Consider the following 16,515-nt stretch of genomic DNA (forward strand, 5'->3'; position numbering starts at 1 on the left):
ATATAGAAATATTATACTTCATATTTCACAAAAGCGTCAACATTCCTTATTTTTGACCTCTTCTCCATCTTTCAAATATTTCGGCAATTTCGTTAGATAACGGGATCGATGAATTGTTTTGTTTTCTTTTTCGTTCTCCGACAGACACGTGGATTTGCTTTTGAATCTCGTCCATTTCATTCTTCAATTCACGCGCAGATTTTCTTAGTGCACCTTTTCCAAATATCTGCCACTGTTCTGTTGAATCGGAAGTGGCAACGTATATACGGGTTTCGATAGACTTTAATTCTCCAACTAATCGTTCAATCCGTTCATCCGCTGTTTCATTTTCCCGCGTGAAAATAACATCCACGCGGTAATTTTTTGTTTTTTTCTCTATTCCCGGGGACAGGTGGGCATCAAACACAACAATGACCTTATAACCTGTAGAACCTTGATATTCTGCCATATACTCAATCAGCAATTCCCTCGCTTTAGCAAAATCGGAATTCTTTAAGCTTCTGAGCTCTGGCCAAGCGCCAATGATGTTGTACCCATCAACAATCAAATAGTGGCGGATTTTCATTTTTTGAATTCAAGCGGATGGCGGTTGCGGTATACCTCATACATTAAAAGGCTTGCTGCAACAGAAGCATTCAGTGAAGTAACTTTCCCAACCATCGGCAATTGGACAAGAAAATCACATGTTTCTGAAACGAGTCTTCCCATTCCCTTTCCTTCACTGCCGATTACAAGTCCTAATGGCATGTCCCATTTCGCAGCACGGTAATCTTCTTTGCCTTTCATATCCGCTCCCGCAAACCACATTCCTCGTTCTTTCAATTCCTTCATGGTTTGGACCAGGTTCGTAACTCGCACAACAGGCATATACTCAATCGCTCCTGTAGAAGCTTTAGCCACAGTTGCAGTTAAACCTACAGATCGTCTTTTAGGGATGATAACACCGTGTGCACCGACTGCATCAGCGGTTCGGATGATCGACCCTAAGTTATGAGGATCTTCCAGTTCATCAAGGATAATAAAAAACGGCTCTTCCCCTCGTTCTTCAGCTGCTTTAAACAAATCATCTATGTCAGCATAGCTGTATGCGGCAACACCCGCTACTACGCCTTGATGGTTTCCTCCGCCGCTCAATGAATCCAGTTTTTGCTTTGGAACATACTGAACCAGCACATTCTGTTTTTTAGCCATGGAGACGATCGTGCTGACCGGCCCCTTCTGAGAACCTTCACCTACAAAAATTTTATTAATATCACGGCCGGAGCGCAGTACCTCCAACACCGGATTTCTGCCAATAATAAGCTCTTGTTCTTCATTCGTTTTTTCACTCATTTTCAGCCTTCCCCCTCTCTCGTCTTGTTGTTAAGTATTCTTTTCATGATTTCGTCTAGTCGATCATGCTCATTTAATAAATACAAATATCCTAAAATGGCTTCAAAACTTGTGGCATGCCTGTAAGTTTGAACGTCCGTATTTTTCGGGACAGTTCCTTGGTTTGCGTTGCGTCCACGCTTGATAACGGCGACTTCCTGTTCTGTAAAAAAACCTTCTTCAAGCAACTGAATAACCATGCCAGCCTGAGCTTTTGCGGAAACAATTTTGGTCGCAGCTACATGAAGCTTATTCGGCTTCACTTGCCCGCTTCGTATTAAATGCTCGCGTACAAATTGTTCCATGACCGCATCACCCATATAGGCTAGCGTGGTTCCGTTCAGTTGTTTGAAATCTCCATCAGATAGTGTCATTTACTTTTCCCTTTTCCATCGTACGCCCTGTGCGGTATCTTCTAAAATAATGCTTTGTTCTTTCAGCTTGTCACGGATCTCATCAGCTCGAGCAAAGTTCTTGTCTTTACGTGCTTGGTTACGTTCCTCGATAAGGGCTTCAATTTGCTGGTCCAGCAGTTCTTCTTCCCTTTGCAGCACGATTCCCAATACTCCCGCTAACTCATCAAATAGCTGAATAAAGCTTGTGATCATGTCTTTTGATGTATTTTTTTCCTGAAGATAAACATTTGTTTCTCTAGAAAAATCAAACAAAATAGAAATCGCTTTAGCTGTATTGAAGTCGTCATCCATCGCTTCGATAAATTTTGTTCTCGTCGTTTCGACAATATTTGCCCACTTCTCTGTATCTTCAGCTAAGTCTGCTGTAACCGTTAAGCGGTGCTTTAAATTCTCATAAGCTGTCATAATTCGGTTTAAGCTAGTCTTGGCCGCATCTAATAACTCTTGGCTGAAGTTGATCGGGTTGCGGTAATGTACAGACAGCATAAAGAATCGAAGTACTTTAGGATCTATTTGTTTGATCAGATCATGAACCAGCACAAAGTTTCCTAGTGATTTGGACATTTTTTCGTTGTCTATATTAATATACCCATTATGCATCCAATACTTAGCCATAGGCTTCTCATTTAATGCTTCGGATTGAGCAATTTCGTTCTCGTGATGAGGAAACGCTAAATCTTGGCCGCCGCCATGAATATCGATTGAATCGCCAAGATATTTTTTAGCCATTGCCGAGCACTCGATATGCCAGCCAGGACGGCCTTTACCCCAAGGGCTTTCCCAATAAATTTCGCCCTCTTTTGCCGCCTTCCAAAGTGCAAAATCAAGCGGATCTTCTTTCTTTTCTCCAACCTCAATTCTTGCTCCAGATCTCAAGTCATCGATTGATTGGTGTGAAAGCTTGCCATATCCTTTGAATGAGCGGGTTTTAAAATAAACATCGCCTTCCGCTTCATACGCATAGCCTTTTTTAATAAGATCTTCGATAAACGTAATAATCTCAGGCATGGTTTCTGTAACGCGCGGATGAACATCTGCTTTTTGAACACCTAGTGCACATGTATCTTCGTGATAAGCATTAATAAATTTTTCTGCGATCGTCGGAACATCGCTTCCCATTTCTTTCGCTGCTCTAATCAGTTTATCGTCAACATCTGTAAAGTTAGAGATGAAATTTACATCATATCCTCTGTATTCCAGATATCGTCTTACTGTATCAAATACAATCGGAGGGCGTCCATTTCCGATATGAATATAATTGTATACGGTCGGTCCGCAGACGTACATTTTCACTTTTCCTTCTTCTAGCGGAACAAAAGGCTCCTTTTGGCGTGTCAGCGTATTATAAATCACGATACTCATCTAAACTTCACTCCCTTTTTTCAGTTTTTCCATCTGTTCAGATAATTTCTTCATTTCAAGCTGCAATTCTCTAAATTTATCAGATACCGGATCCGGCAGATCACGATGATCGAGTTCACAGCCTACTTTAATGCCGTCCTTAATGACGACTCTGCCCGGAATACCCACAACCGTCGCGTCCGGTGGAACATTTTGCAGTACGACTGATCCCGCTCCTACTTTTGAATTCTTACCGATTGTCAACGATCCAAGAACTTTAGCTCCTGTTGCCACTAAAACGTTATCTTCCAGAGTCGGGTGGCGTTTTCCTTTTTCTTTCCCTGTACCTCCGAGAGTTACCCCTTGGTAGATGGTTACATCATTCCCGATAATACATGTCTCGCCAATTACGACTCCCATTCCGTGATCTATGAAAAATCGTCGGCCAATCTGTGCACCAGGATGAATTTCGATCCCGGTAAAAAAACGGCTGATTTGCGATATCACACGTGCTAAAAAGAACCATCTGCGTTTAAAGAGTTTATGTGCTATTCTGTGCGCCCAAACGGCATGTAAGCCAGAATACGTTAAAATGACTTCTAGTGAACTTCTTGCGGCTGGATCTTTTTCAAAAACAACCTGAATGTCTTCTCTTATCCTAGAAAACATGTTTCCCAACCTCCTTGCATTAAAATAAAAGCTGTTTCGCAATCATTGTTGTTCTTGAAAGCTGTTGATCTCCGTTTCAGGTTGCTCGCTTTCCTCTGCACTTTGAAAGCTGTTGTTCTCCGGCAGGAGTCTCATACCTTTCACTCCAATCAACTGTCAAAGAAGACAATAAATAAAAAGCAACAACCTTTTTGAAAACAATATTAAGAAAAGAGCCAAATAAAAAACGCCTCTGTGCCAATTGACACAGAGACGCTTGTGTTAGACGCGGTCCCACTCTGTTTAACAAATACTTAAAAAAACCTGTATTTGTTCCCTTTAGCTCCATAACGGGGAGAATCCGCCCATGCCTACTTAACGTTCAGCACGGGACTCCGAGGGGCACTTCAGCAGGCATTTTCTTAAACCACTTTCAGCCGGTGATGGTTCTCTCTAGTAAGAAAAGGCGCCTAGCCTACTTTCCTCATCTGCGTTTTCACTCACATTTTTAAGTTTCTTTTACTATATTATAATCTTTGCTAAATGTGTACTTTTATTACTTGCTAATTTTCGATAATACGTTATTTAGGCGTTTAATGATAACTTCCTTGCCTAACAACGCGACAGCAGCCGGTAAATCAGGACCGTGTGTTTGTCCTGTTGTAGCAACACGGATCGGCATAAATAAGTTTTTCCCTTTTTGACCCGTATCTTTTTGAACAGCTTTCATCATCGCTTTAATATCTTCCGCTTCAAATGATCCGCTGTTTTCAACCTGGCTTAAGAACGCAGCCATTACAGCAGGTACGCCTTCACCTTGAAGAACTTCCTCTGCTTCTCCTTCATACTCAATCTCTTCTTTGAAGAAAAGCTCTGTCAATTCAACGATTTCAGCGCCATAGCTCATCTTTTCCAGATGAAGGGCTACAAGCTTCGTTACCCACTCTTGTTCTTCAGGAGTCAGATTTTCTGCGATTCTTCCCGCTTTGACTAAGTGAGGGATACACAATTCCACAATTCGTTCAGGATCTTGCTGTTTCATGTACTGATTGTTCAGCCAAGTCAGCTTTTGTGTATCAAATACTGCAGGTGCCTTAGATAAACGGCTCGGATCAAAGATTTTAATAAACTCTTCACGGCTGAAAATTTCTTCTTCTCCGCCTGGCGACCAGCCTAATAGTGCAATGAAGTTGAATAAAGCTTCCGGTAAATATCCTAAGTCTTTATACTGTTCGATAAATTGGACAATCGATTCATCACGCTTGCTTAGCTTCTTTCGGTTTTCGTTCACGATTAGAGTCGTGTGACCGAATTTCGGGTGTTCGAAACCTAGTGCGTCATAAATTAAAATTTGTTTAGGTGTGTTTGAAATATGGTCATCTCCACGCAATACATGAGAAATTGCCATCTCATGATCATCAATAACAACAGCATAATTATACGTAGGAATACCGTCTTTTTTTACGATTACAAAATCGCCAAAACCGCTGGATTCAAAAGATACTTCACCTTTAACCATATCATCAAACGTAATGGTACGGTCTTGCGGTACTAAGAAACGAATACTTGGCTTACGTCCTTCCGCTTCTAGAGCAGCACGGTCTTCATCTGTTAGGTTGCGGCAGCGTCCGTCATAAACAGGTGTATCTCCTTTTGCCATCTGTTCTTCACGAGAAGCTTCAAGCTCTTCTTCCGTACAATAACATTTGTAAGCAAGACCTTTTGAAAGAAGATCATCTGTATATTTTTGATACAGATCCAAACGTTCCATTTGGCGGTATGGTCCGTAATCTCCTCCGATATCTACACTTTCATCCCAATCCATGCCAAGCCATTTCAGATGATTTAGCTGACTTTCTTCTCCGCCTTGAATGTTGCGCTTTTGATCGGTGTCTTCTATTCGGATAATGAATTTCCCGCCTAAATGACGAGCAAATAAATAATTAAAAAGAGCCGCACGTGCATTACCTATATGTAAATGCCCAGTCGGACTTGGTGCATATCGAACCCTAACGTCGTTTGCCATTTTGCTTCACCTCTATGTTTGATTTATGATTTAAGCTGTTTTCGTAACCGTTGTAGCTCTTGAAAGTAGTTGATTTCCGTTTCAGGCTACTCGCTTTCCGCAGGGCAGACGGTGAGCCACATTCGTACGTTTCACTTTTAAGTGTCTCACCAGCCCGCCTGTCCTGCAGGAGTCTCGCACCTTTCACTCCAATCAACAGTCAAAGAAGTTAAAAGATTTGAAAGCAACAAGCTTTTAGAAAGACTGTTTTTGTAACCGTTGTAGCTCTTGAAAGTAGTTGATTTCCGTTTCAGGCTGCTCGCTTTCCGCAGGAGTCTCGCACCTTGCCCTCCAATCAACGTGTCAATGAAGGGTATCCACAAAAACGAACCAAAACAACAATCTATAAAAACCAGCCTTAAAAGATAGTCTTATTTTATGAATGAATGCCTTATTTTTCGATCAAAACAACAGCTTGGGCTGCTATTCCTTCTTCGCGTCCTGGGAATCCTAGTTTCTCAGTTGTTGTTGCTTTTACATTAATCTGTTCTGCAGATACATCAAAAATGCGGGCAATCACCGAACGCATCTCTTCAATGTATGGCAGCATTTTAGGTTTTTGAGCGATAATCGTACAATCTATATTACCTAAACGGTATCCCTTCTTCTCGACAAGTTTCCAAGAATCAAGCAATAAACGTTTGGAATCTGCACCTTTATAGGCAGGGTCAGTATCGGGGAAATGTTTGCCGATATCTCCTTCTCCCGCTGCACCTAGTAAAGCATCGGTAATCGCGTGCAAAAGAACGTCCGCATCTGAATGACCTAATAGGCCTTTTTCATAAGGAATCGTAACTCCGCCGATAATTAAAGGTCTGCCTTCACTAAATGCATGTACATCAAAACCTTGTCCGATACGCATCATGCCTTTTCCCCCTGTCTTTCTAAAAGAATAGCCTGTCCGAATAACAAGTCATCAGACGTAGTTAATTTTATATTATGATAGTCTCCCATTACAATAGCGACGTTTTCTCCAATTCGTTCCACAAGACTTGCATCATCCGTTCCGACCCATTTTTCATCAGCTGCTTTTTCATGCGCCTGTTTAACGAGAGAAAGACGAAAAGCTTGCGGGGTTTGAACAGCCCACAAGCTGGATCGGTCGATCGTTTCTTCCACTTGATTTTGAACGACTCGTTTAACAGTATCTTTTAAAGGAACCGCTAATACAGCAGACCCTGTCTTTGCTGCATTTTCAACGAGCTGCCCGATATGATGCTCTGTAATGAATGGGCGAGCAGCGTCATGGATGAGAACCAGTCCGCAATCTTCTGGGACCACTTTTAATCCTTCATACACACTATGCTGCCGCTCACTTCCACCTGGAACGATTTCACGCACTTTTGTATATTGGAATGTCTGTACAAATTCTTTCATCTGCTTTAGTTCCTGTTCGCTGCCGACAAGAATAACGCCCTTACAATTTGGGTCTTTTTCAAAGACATCGAGTGTATAGGCGAGCACCGGTCTGCCCAATAGTTCGATCCACTGTTTAGAAATCCCGGCATTCATTCGTTTACCTTGTCCGGCAGCAGGAATGACTGTCCAATAATTCACGTGCTTTCCCCACCGTTCGTTACAATGCTTTTTCTAACAGCTTTTTTTTAGCAAAAATCATCCGTCCTGCTGATGTTTGAAGTACAGAAGTCACGACTACATCTATCGTTTTTCCGATGTAATCTCGTCCATCTTCTACGACGATCATTGTGCCATCATCCAGATAACCGACACCTTGATTTTGCTCTTTCCCATCTTTTATCACTTGCACGACAAGTTCTTCACCCGGTAGAACAACCGGTTTTACCGCATTGGCAAGATCATTAATGTTCAGAACGGCAACATTTTGCAGTTCGCACACTTTGTTTAAGTTAAAGTCATTGGTTACAACAACACCCGTTAATAGCTGAGCCAGCTTAACAAGCTTGCTGTCCACCTCAGTTACTTCTTCAAAATCGCCTTCATAGATTTCGACTTTCATAGAAAGTTCTTTTTGAATACGATTTAAGATATCCAGACCACGGCGCCCTCTGTTGCGTTTCAACACATCAGAAGAGTCCGCAATATACTGCAATTCTTCGAGTACGAAGCGAGGAATAATCAGCGGTCCTTCTAAGAAACCGGTTTGACAGATATCTGCAACCCGTCCATCAATAATAACACTTGTATCGAGAATCTTGTAGATTCCTCTTGGTTTTTCTGTTTCCGTTTCTTTTTTTCGTTCTTTGCCTGCGCGGTTTAAAGAGAAAAGCTGAATCAATTCATCTCTCTTTTTAAACCCGACTTGAAACCCTAAATACCCTAGTAAAAAGGTAATAAAGATTGGCAGTATCGAGCTTACCACTACAATATCCATACTGTTAAGCGGTGACTGAATTAAAAAGGCAACGATTAGTCCAATAATTAACCCCATCGTTCCTGACAGCAAATCGGTCGCAGGAGCTTTTACAACCGTTTCTTCCGCCCATCGAATCAATCCTACTACGTAATCAGAAAGCCAAAATGTAGATAAAAATAGAATAAGTGCACCAATAACCGCTCCAACATATGGGGATGTTACTTGATTCGGTAAATCACCTAAATTCAGTACACGAATTAAATCTGGAATATAAAGATAGCCGAGCATGCCCCCAATGACTATGAAAAACAATTGAACAATTCTTTTTAGCATGCCTTATTCACCTCCCCTAATCATTATTTACAAAATAACGGTAATAGAAACGTATAAAATCTAAAAAAATTAACTAAAAAACTAAATATGCCGATCGACAAACAACTGCTCTTGAATTCGCTTTAAGCCTTCTTTTACTTTTCTTGCACGAATCTCTCCAATTCCCTCTACTTCGTCCAATTCGTCGATGGATGCACGCAATATGTGAGGAAGATTTTCAAATGCATCTGTTAAGTTTTCGATGATCACAGTAGGAAGTCTTGGAATCTTGGCAAGAATACGGTATCCCCGCGGATGGATTGTTTCATCTTGTATATTCATACCGGCTGAAAAGCCTAAAAGTTTCATAATTACGGATTCATCAAATAATTCTTCACTGGAAAGTTTGTTTAATTGGCGAAGAATCGCAAAAGGATCGCTGTTAATATCCTTCATGTAATCTTTAATCAATAGCAAAGCTTCCTCTTCGATGTTGGAAACGAGTTCTTCCATCTGAATCCGAATCAGCCTTCCTTCTACACCAAGTTCATTAACATATTTAATGATTTCATTTTTTATGCGTAAAACCATTTCGATTCGGTGAATAACTTGTGTAACTTCCTGGAAAGTTACGAGTTCTTCAAATTCCAAAGCACCTAGATTTGTAACACTTTGATCAAACACCACTTTGTATTTCTCCAATGTTTGTATCGCTTGGTTCGCCTTCGTCAAGATTACGCCGATTTCCTTTAATGAATATCGAATCATTCCTTGATATAGCGTGATTACATTACGGCGCTGAGAAATGGAAATGACCAAATTCCCTGTCTGCCTTGCGACACGCTCGGCTGTACGGTGTCGAATCCCTGTTTCTGTTGATGGAATAACCGTATCCGGAATCAGCTGAGTGTTAGCGAACAAAATTTTTGTTGCTTCTTCATTTAGAATGATGGCACCGTCCATCTTTGCCAGTTCATAGAGTGATGCGGGCGAGTATTTGCAGTTTATCGAAAAACCCCCGTCCACGATCTCTTTTATTTTATCGTTGTAGCCAACAACAATCAGTCCGCCAGTTTTTGCCCGTAAAACGTTGTCGATCCCTTCCCGAAGCGGTGTTCCGGGGGCAACGAGCTGCAGCATCTGGCTGATGATCGCTTCTTTAATCGCATGATCCATATGCTTTACCCTCCTAACGCTGCTTGTAATGCCTCATAAACAGTGGATACGCCGAGAACCTCAATTCCTTTGGGCACCGTCCATCCACCTATATTTTTTTCAGGTATAATAGCACGCGTAAATCCTAACTTTGCTGCCTCATGTACTCGTTGATCAATACGTGAGACCCTCCTTACTTCACCGGTTAAACCGATTTCTCCGATCAAAACATCTGTTGGTTTCGTCGGCACATCCCTGAAGCTTGATGCAATGCTTACCGCTATCGCTAAATCTATCGCTGGTTCATCAAGTCTTACCCCGCCTGCCACATTCAAATAAGCATCCTGATTTTGAAGAAGTAATCCTACCCTTTTCTCCAGAACTGCCATCAATAAGGAAACTCGATTATGTTCAATTCCTGTTGCCATTCTTCTAGGGTTTCCGAAGCTGGTAGGGGAGATGAGTGCTTGAAGTTCGACTAGCATCGGGCGAGTTCCTTCTAGTGATGCCACAACGGTTGATCCCGCTGCTCCTTTTGAGCGTTCTTCTAAAAAGATTTGTGAAGGATTCAATACTTCCTCAAGTCCTTCTTCCTTCATTTCGAACACTCCGATTTCGTTTGTTGAACCAAACCGGTTTTTAACCGCTCTTAAAATACGAAAAGTATGATGACGTTCCCCTTCAAAATATAAAACGGCATCCACCATGTGCTCCAAAAGACGAGGACCTGCGATCGCACCTTCTTTTGTAACATGTCCGACAATAAAAATAGCAACACCTTTTGTCTTTGCCATCCGCATAAGATGAGAAGTACATTCTCTTACTTGCGAAACACTGCCTGGTGCTGATGTTACTTCAGAACGATAAACCGTTTGAATGGAATCTATGATCATGACAGATGGCATGATATCAGCCATCGCCTGCTCGATTAACTCCATATCTGTTTCAGCTAAAACATACAAATCTTTTGCTGCTATATCAAGTCTGTCTGCTCGTAACTTCGTTTGCTTAACGGATTCCTCACCTGATATGTAGAGAACGCGTTCTCCTTTTTGAGCGAGCTGAGCTGAAGTTTGCAGAAGAAGCGTTGATTTACCGATTCCTGGGTCGCCGCCAACTAAAACTAAAGAGCCTGGTACAATTCCTCCGCCTAACACCCGGTTGAACTCTTGATAGTTTGTTGGGATACGCGGTTCTTGTTCACTTTTGACTTCCACTATGGATTGTGGCTTTTGCTTGATTGCTGAATTGCCAGAACTTAATCCTCTAACACTTTTTTCAGGACGGATTGTTTCCTCGACCATCGTATTCCATGCCTGACATCCTGGACATTTCCCCATCCATTTGGGAGATTCATAACCGCAATCCTGGCAAAGAAAGATTGATTTTACTTTCGCCATTTAAAAACTCCTCTTCCAAACTTTACACCATAAAAAACGACTGCATTTAAAAAATGTAAACTTTTATATATCTAATTACTAAGGGCTGTAAATATAATCATTATCTCATTAATATCATAACATAAAAGCTAACAACTCTTTCCATTTTAGACTCTGCGAATAAAGGCGAAACTAAGGAATTATTTCGACAAAAACCCGGAGGACATGACTGCCTTCCGGGTTTCTTTTTTATACCGTTTCTACAATAAAGTCATTCTGCTCTACATCAATTTTAACGGTTTGACCCTTATTGATGGTTCCTCTAAGCAGTTCTTCTGAGAGACGGTCTTCAATTTTTCGCTGAAGTGCTCTTCTGAGCGGCCGTGCTCCGTAATCTGGATCATATCCTTCTTCCGTAATCTTCTCTAACGCCGCTTGCGTTAATTCAATATCAATTCCTTGATCGCTTAAGCGTTTCTTCAATGCGTCAGACATTAAGCTGACAATTTTGAGAAGATGTTCTTTTTCAAGAGAATGGAACACGATGATCTCGTCAATACGGTTTAGGAATTCAGGACGGAAAGCCCGCTTAAGCTCATCCATTACCTTTGTTTTCATATCATTGTATTTTTGATTTAAATCATTAACAGCAAAACCTAATGAACGGTTTCGTTTTAATGTGCTTGCTCCAACGTTGGAAGTCATAATGACAACCGTGTTTCTGAAATCGACTGTACGTCCTTTAGAATCAGTTAAACGGCCATCTTCAAGCACTTGAAGTAAAATATTGAATACTTCCGGATGTGCTTTTTCGATTTCGTCGAGCAAAATAACGGAGTATGGTTTTCTTCTTACTTTTTCCGTTAACTGTCCGCCTTCTTCATGACCTACATAACCTGGAGGCGAACCAACAAGACGTGATGTTGTATGCTTTTCCATGTACTCGGACATGTCAATACGGATAATCGCATCTTCATCACCAAACAATGTTTCTGCTACTGCTCTTGCAAGCTCCGTTTTACCCACACCTGTTGGTCCTAAGAAAATAAAGGAGCCGATTGGACGTTTCGGATCTTTCAATCCTGCACGTGCTCTTCTGATTGCTTTTGAAATGGCTGTTACAGCTTCCGACTGGCCGATTACACGGTCATGGAGAATTTCTTCCATCTTCAAGAGACGTTCTGTTTCTTCTTCGGCAAGCTTAGAAACAGGAACTCCCGTCCAGGATGATACGACCTGTGCGATATCTTCCGGCGTAACTTCTGTATTTTCTTTACCTTGTTTTTCTTTCCATACATCTTTTGTTTTTTCGAGTTCTTCGCGTAAACGCTGTTCGGAATCGCGTAATGATGCTGCCTTTTCAAACTCTTGGCTCTGAACGGCAGCGTCTTTTTCTTTGCGTACTTCCTCAAGCTTCTGTTCGAGCTCTTTTAAGTTCGGCGGAGCTGTATATGAGCGAAGACGCACTTTCGATGCTGCTTCATCAATTAAATCGATCGCTTTATCCGGTAAGAAGCGGTCTGAAATGTAGCGGTCAGACAATTGCACAGATGCTTCGATCGCATCATCGGTAATTGTTACGCGGTGATGGGCTTCATATCGGTCACGAAGGCCTTGAAGGATTTGAATACTTTCATCCTTCGTCGGTTCATTAACGGTAATCGGCTGGAAACGACGCTCTAATGCTGCATCTTTTTCAATATATTTTCTGTACTCATCGAGTGTTGTCGCACCAATACATTGAAGTTCTCCACGAGCCAATGCCGGTTTTAAAATGTTAGAGGCATCGATCGCACCTTCTGCTCCGCCTGCGCCGATTAAGGTATGAAGCTCATCAATGAATAGAATGATGTTGCCTGCTTGTCGAATCTCATCCATCACTTTTTTCAGACGGTCTTCAAACTCACCTCTGTATTTCGTACCTGCTACAACCGTACCCATATCGAGTGTCATCACTCGCTTATCGCGAAGTGTTTCAGGAACTTCGTTGTTGATGATCTGCTGTGCCAATCCTTCTGCTATTGCTGTTTTACCAACACCCGGCTCACCGATTAAAACTGGATTGTTTTTTGTACGGCGGCTCAATACTTCGATTACACGCTGAATTTCTTTTGCACGCCCGATTACCGGATCCAATGAACCATCACGTGCGATGGCCGTAAGATCTCGTGCAAGGCTGTCTAATGTCGGTGTATTTGCACTAGCAGATGAACCTCTATGACTGGAAGAAGATTCATTGCTTCCTAGCAGCTGCAGAACTTGCTGACGGGCTTTGTTTAAGCTTACACCAAGATTGTTCAGTACTCGGGCCGCAACACCTTCACCCTCACGAATAAGTCCTAATAAAATATGTTCTGTTCCCACATAGGAATGTCCTAGCTTACGAGCTTCATCCATGGAAAGCTCAATAACTTTTTTAGCACGCGGTGTATAATGAATCGTCTGAACAGCTTCCTGTCCACGTCCGATTAGCGTTTCCACTTCTTTTTGAATTTTTTCAGGTCCTAGCCCTAAAACTTGAAGGGCTTTAGCAGCAATCCCTTCGCCTTCCCTGATCAATCCTAATAAGATGTGTTCTGTTCCCACGTTGTTATGGCCTAACCGGATTGCTTCTTCCTGCGCTAATGCCAATACTTTTTGAGCACGTTCTGTAAAACGACCAAACATCATACTCTTCACGCTCCTTATCGGTTTTCCAATTTTATTCTTTCTCTGATTAAACTGGCTCTTCTAATGTCTCGTTCTTCTGGGTTTAGGACTTCACCTGCGTATTGCTGCAGAAAACCTGGCTGTGTAAGTATCATTAGTTCATTTAAGATCGTCTTGGAGATGCCTTCTAAAATTTCTAAATCGATTCCAAGGCGCACATCTGATAAACATTTGGCAGCTTCTTTCGATTGTATGATCCGGCTATTCTCGAGCGTTCCTAATGAACGGTATAACTTATCTTCAAGCTGTAATTTCAAGCCATCCTTCAGCTGCTGTCTTGCAGCCCGTTCTTGCTGAATGACTTGCATGACGACACCAGCTAGATCTTCTATTATATCCTCTTCCGACTTGCCTAGTGTCATCTGATTTGAAATTTGAAAAATGTTTCCCTGTGCTTCTGTTCCTTCTCCGTAAATTCCCCTAACAGCTAAACCAAGCTGATTAATCGCTGGAATGATGCGGCTTATTTTTTTTGTGAGAACGAGAGCGGGAAGGTGCATCATTACGGAAGCACGAAGACCGGTACCTACATTGGTTGGACAGCTTGTTAAATACCCGCGGGTCTCATCAAAGGCGTAATCTGCATGTTCTTCGATGATGTTATCCATCTCATTTGCTTTTTGAAGCACTTCTTCCAGCTGCAGTCCCGGTGCAAGACATTGAATCCGAATATGATCTTCTTCATTAATCATGATGCTGACAGATTCATCGTCGTTCATTAATACTGCACCATACTTTGCTGTTTCAGCGAGATTCGGGCTAATAAGATGTTTCTCTACAAGTACCCTTTTTTCAAGCGGTTTTAACTCTTCCATCATCAGCATTTCCAAATTTTGCTGTTCACTTACCTTGTTTTTTTCATTTATGCATGAAGAAATGGCTTCGATGACTTGATGTGCTGATTCTTTATCAGCGGCTATCGGGAAAACATATTGCTGCAGATTCCTCGCCAGACGGACACGGCTGCTGAGAACAATGTCTGACTCAGGACCCTCTCTTTTCATCCAGGGACTAATCGCATCTCTGATAAAACGTTCCAAGGACATAGTCTACGTATCCCTCCCCTGCTGAAGGCGCTGCTCAATCTGCCTGATTTCATCCCTCGTTTCGGCAGCTTTTTCAAATTCCTCATTTAATATATACTGCTGCATAGCTTGCTTTAATTGCTGAAGCTGTTTTTTTTCGTGAATACTGTTGCCTGCTCTTCTTGGTATTTTTCCAGCATGAACGGTATTACCGCCGTGAACCCGTTTGAAAATAGGATTTAATCTGGAATCAAAAGCTTTATAACAGTGGTCACAGCCGAAGCGTCCAATCTTGGCAAATTGATAATAACTCATTCCGCATTTATCACAAGCGAGTGACGGGGGAATGAAGTTAGATGACGGTGTGTTCGGGACATGTCCATCACCGTGTAAAAGACCAGAAAGCAATTGGTGAATAGAAAAAGAATTCGAGCCTGGCAAAAATTCTCCTTTTTCTTTTGCACAATGCTCACATATATGAAATTCAGTTTTCTCACCATTAATTATTTTTGTAAAATGCAATGAAGCTTCGCGCTCATGGCACTCTTCACAAATCATTCTTCTCCCTCCTTTTATATAGAATGAAAAAAAGGGCTATCTGGTTCGATATTTTAAAGTTTTTATCATTGCTTTTAAAAGTTCTGCACGTAATTCATCTCGTTCTGGAAGGTTAAGCCTTAGAACCGACCGATCCATAACACTAAGCATCAGTCTTGCTTCGCGCTCTTTGACGATGTCTTCTTCCAGTAATCTCTTTATTACATTTTCTGCGTTGCCTTGTGATATCCTTTCACCAATTAAGATCGTTAATTGGTCAATTAAATGAGCGGAGCTTTCAGTACGGACTTTCATGATCCGAATATAGCCGCCCCCACCTCTTTTACTTTCCACGATAAACCCTTTTTCAACCGTAAATCTTGTATTAATTACATAGTTAATTTGAGAAGGTACGCACTGAAATCTTTCAGCAATGTCTGTCCGTTTAATTTCTATAGACATATCATTGGTGCCTGAAAGAATTTGCTTTAAATAATTTTCAATAACGTCCGAAATATTTCTCATTTCCCCTCCCCCTTCTGACTTTGACTAACTTTGACTATAGATATATTATAGCCTGTAATTTTAATAAAATGCAAATATCTACTTCCCATTATTACCCCATCAAAGCCCGTTTAACCTGTATGATTCTGTCGAAAAAGTAGTGCTTTTGTACAAAAAAATTTGGCAGGATAGCCAAACTTCGGTGGTGGTGAAGGGGCTTGATTTATGATTGTGGATAGGTTTTTTAATAAGGTTGGAAGATGAAAGGGTTCATCTTCTTCCTTTTTGGTCTTATTTTAGAACGTTTTTTAGCTTTTTTGAGCCGAGTCTTACTAATCCATACGAAAAAGAAGATGGATTGTCATCCATCTTCCACCTTTTATTTCGTTTTCTAAGATCTGAACGGGATAATCCCACACTTTACTTTGACAATCCCACATTTTTCGATGGCCATCCCACAATTTTCAACTTGATTCCCACACTTTTTCATGAGAAACCCACGAACCGCCATCAATCGACAGAAAAAAAGAAGATGATACACTGGATCATCTTCCACATTTTTAGGTTCATTTCTTATTTTTTCTATACAAAAAAAGAAGATGGATTTTCATCCATCTTCCTCGTTTGCTCAGCGACGTCCTACTCTAACAGGGGGAGACCCCCAACTACCATCGGCGCTGAAGAGCTTAACTTCCGTGTTCGGTATGGGAACGGGTGT

Annotated in this window: 15 protein-coding genes, 1 rRNA gene and 1 other annotated feature; all 16 genes read right to left on the reverse strand. The window is 41.5% G+C overall.

What is annotated here, in order from left to right; translation table 11 throughout:
- Positions 1-46: 46 nt before the first annotated feature.
- On the reverse strand, positions 47-565 hold the full coding sequence (locus J2X07_RS18760) for an NYN domain-containing protein (protein ID WP_310262375.1): 519 nt from the start codon (positions 563-565) through the stop codon (positions 47-49).
- Entirely contained in the window at positions 562-1,332 is a 771-nt protein-coding gene (gene rlmB, locus J2X07_RS18765; RefSeq protein WP_310262378.1) for a 23S rRNA (guanosine(2251)-2'-O)-methyltransferase RlmB, read from the reverse strand. Before rlmB ends, J2X07_RS18760 begins: the two co-directional genes overlap by 4 nt.
- Before the next feature lie 2 nt (positions 1,333-1,334).
- On the reverse strand, positions 1,335-1,745 hold the full coding sequence (locus J2X07_RS18770) for a Mini-ribonuclease 3 (protein WP_310262381.1): 411 nt from the start codon (positions 1,743-1,745) through the stop codon (positions 1,335-1,337).
- Complete coding sequence (cysS, locus tag J2X07_RS18775; protein ID WP_310262384.1) at positions 1,746-3,149, reverse strand: cysteine--tRNA ligase; 1,404 nt, start codon at positions 3,147-3,149, stop codon at positions 1,746-1,748.
- Positions 3,150-3,797 carry a serine O-acetyltransferase gene (gene cysE, locus J2X07_RS18780; protein WP_310262385.1) on the reverse strand — a complete coding sequence of 216 codons (648 nt, stop codon included), beginning with the start codon at positions 3,795-3,797 and terminating at the stop codon, positions 3,150-3,152. It abuts the gene before it with no gap.
- 245 nt (positions 3,798-4,042) lie between these two features.
- Positions 4,043-4,276, reverse strand: a binding site (T-box leader).
- 56 nt (positions 4,277-4,332) lie between these two features.
- The gene (gene gltX / locus J2X07_RS18785) at positions 4,333-5,802 is read right to left on the reverse strand and encodes a glutamate--tRNA ligase (protein WP_310262388.1); all 1,470 of its coding nucleotides are present in this window, start codon (positions 5,800-5,802) and stop codon (positions 4,333-4,335) included.
- A 430-nt stretch (positions 5,803-6,232) separates the two neighbouring features.
- Complete coding sequence (gene ispF, locus J2X07_RS18790; RefSeq protein WP_310262391.1) at positions 6,233-6,706, reverse strand: 2-C-methyl-D-erythritol 2,4-cyclodiphosphate synthase; 474 nt, start codon at positions 6,704-6,706, stop codon at positions 6,233-6,235.
- Positions 6,703-7,398, reverse strand: a complete 696-nt coding sequence (gene ispD / locus J2X07_RS18795; RefSeq protein WP_310262395.1) for a 2-C-methyl-D-erythritol 4-phosphate cytidylyltransferase — start codon at positions 7,396-7,398, stop codon at positions 6,703-6,705. The genes ispF and ispD overlap by 4 nt, the downstream gene beginning before the upstream one ends.
- A gap of 19 nt (positions 7,399-7,417) precedes the next feature.
- Entirely contained in the window at positions 7,418-8,509 is a 1,092-nt protein-coding gene (locus J2X07_RS18800; protein ID WP_310262397.1) for a PIN/TRAM domain-containing protein, read from the reverse strand.
- A gap of 81 nt (positions 8,510-8,590) precedes the next feature.
- Positions 8,591-9,664 (reverse strand): DNA integrity scanning diadenylate cyclase DisA, encoded by a 1,074-nt coding sequence (disA, locus tag J2X07_RS18805; RefSeq protein ID WP_310262401.1) that lies wholly within the window; start codon positions 9,662-9,664, stop codon positions 8,591-8,593.
- 5 nt (positions 9,665-9,669) lie between these two features.
- Positions 9,670-11,043 carry a DNA repair protein RadA gene (gene radA, locus J2X07_RS18810; RefSeq protein ID WP_310262404.1) on the reverse strand — a complete coding sequence of 458 codons (1,374 nt, stop codon included), beginning with the start codon at positions 11,041-11,043 and terminating at the stop codon, positions 9,670-9,672.
- Positions 11,044-11,271: 228 nt separating this feature from the next.
- Entirely contained in the window at positions 11,272-13,692 is a 2,421-nt protein-coding gene (gene clpC, locus J2X07_RS18815; protein WP_310262407.1) for an ATP-dependent protease ATP-binding subunit ClpC, read from the reverse strand.
- A 14-nt stretch (positions 13,693-13,706) separates the two neighbouring features.
- Positions 13,707-14,777: a protein arginine kinase gene (locus J2X07_RS18820; protein WP_310262410.1), complete on the reverse strand. Its 1,071-nt coding sequence runs from the start codon at positions 14,775-14,777 to the stop codon at positions 13,707-13,709.
- A gap of 3 nt (positions 14,778-14,780) precedes the next feature.
- Positions 14,781-15,314 (reverse strand): UvrB/UvrC motif-containing protein, encoded by a 534-nt coding sequence (locus J2X07_RS18825; protein ID WP_310262413.1) that lies wholly within the window; start codon positions 15,312-15,314, stop codon positions 14,781-14,783.
- 36 nt (positions 15,315-15,350) lie between these two features.
- Positions 15,351-15,818 (reverse strand): CtsR family transcriptional regulator, encoded by a 468-nt coding sequence (locus tag J2X07_RS18830; RefSeq protein ID WP_310262415.1) that lies wholly within the window; start codon positions 15,816-15,818, stop codon positions 15,351-15,353.
- A 605-nt stretch (positions 15,819-16,423) separates the two neighbouring features.
- A 5S ribosomal RNA gene (rrf, locus tag J2X07_RS18835) occupies positions 16,424-16,515 on the reverse strand; the annotation flags it as partial.

The sequence above is a fragment of the Fictibacillus barbaricus genome (genome assembly GCF_031457135.1).
GTDB lineage: Bacteria > Bacillota > Bacilli > Bacillales > Fictibacillaceae > Fictibacillus > Fictibacillus barbaricus_A.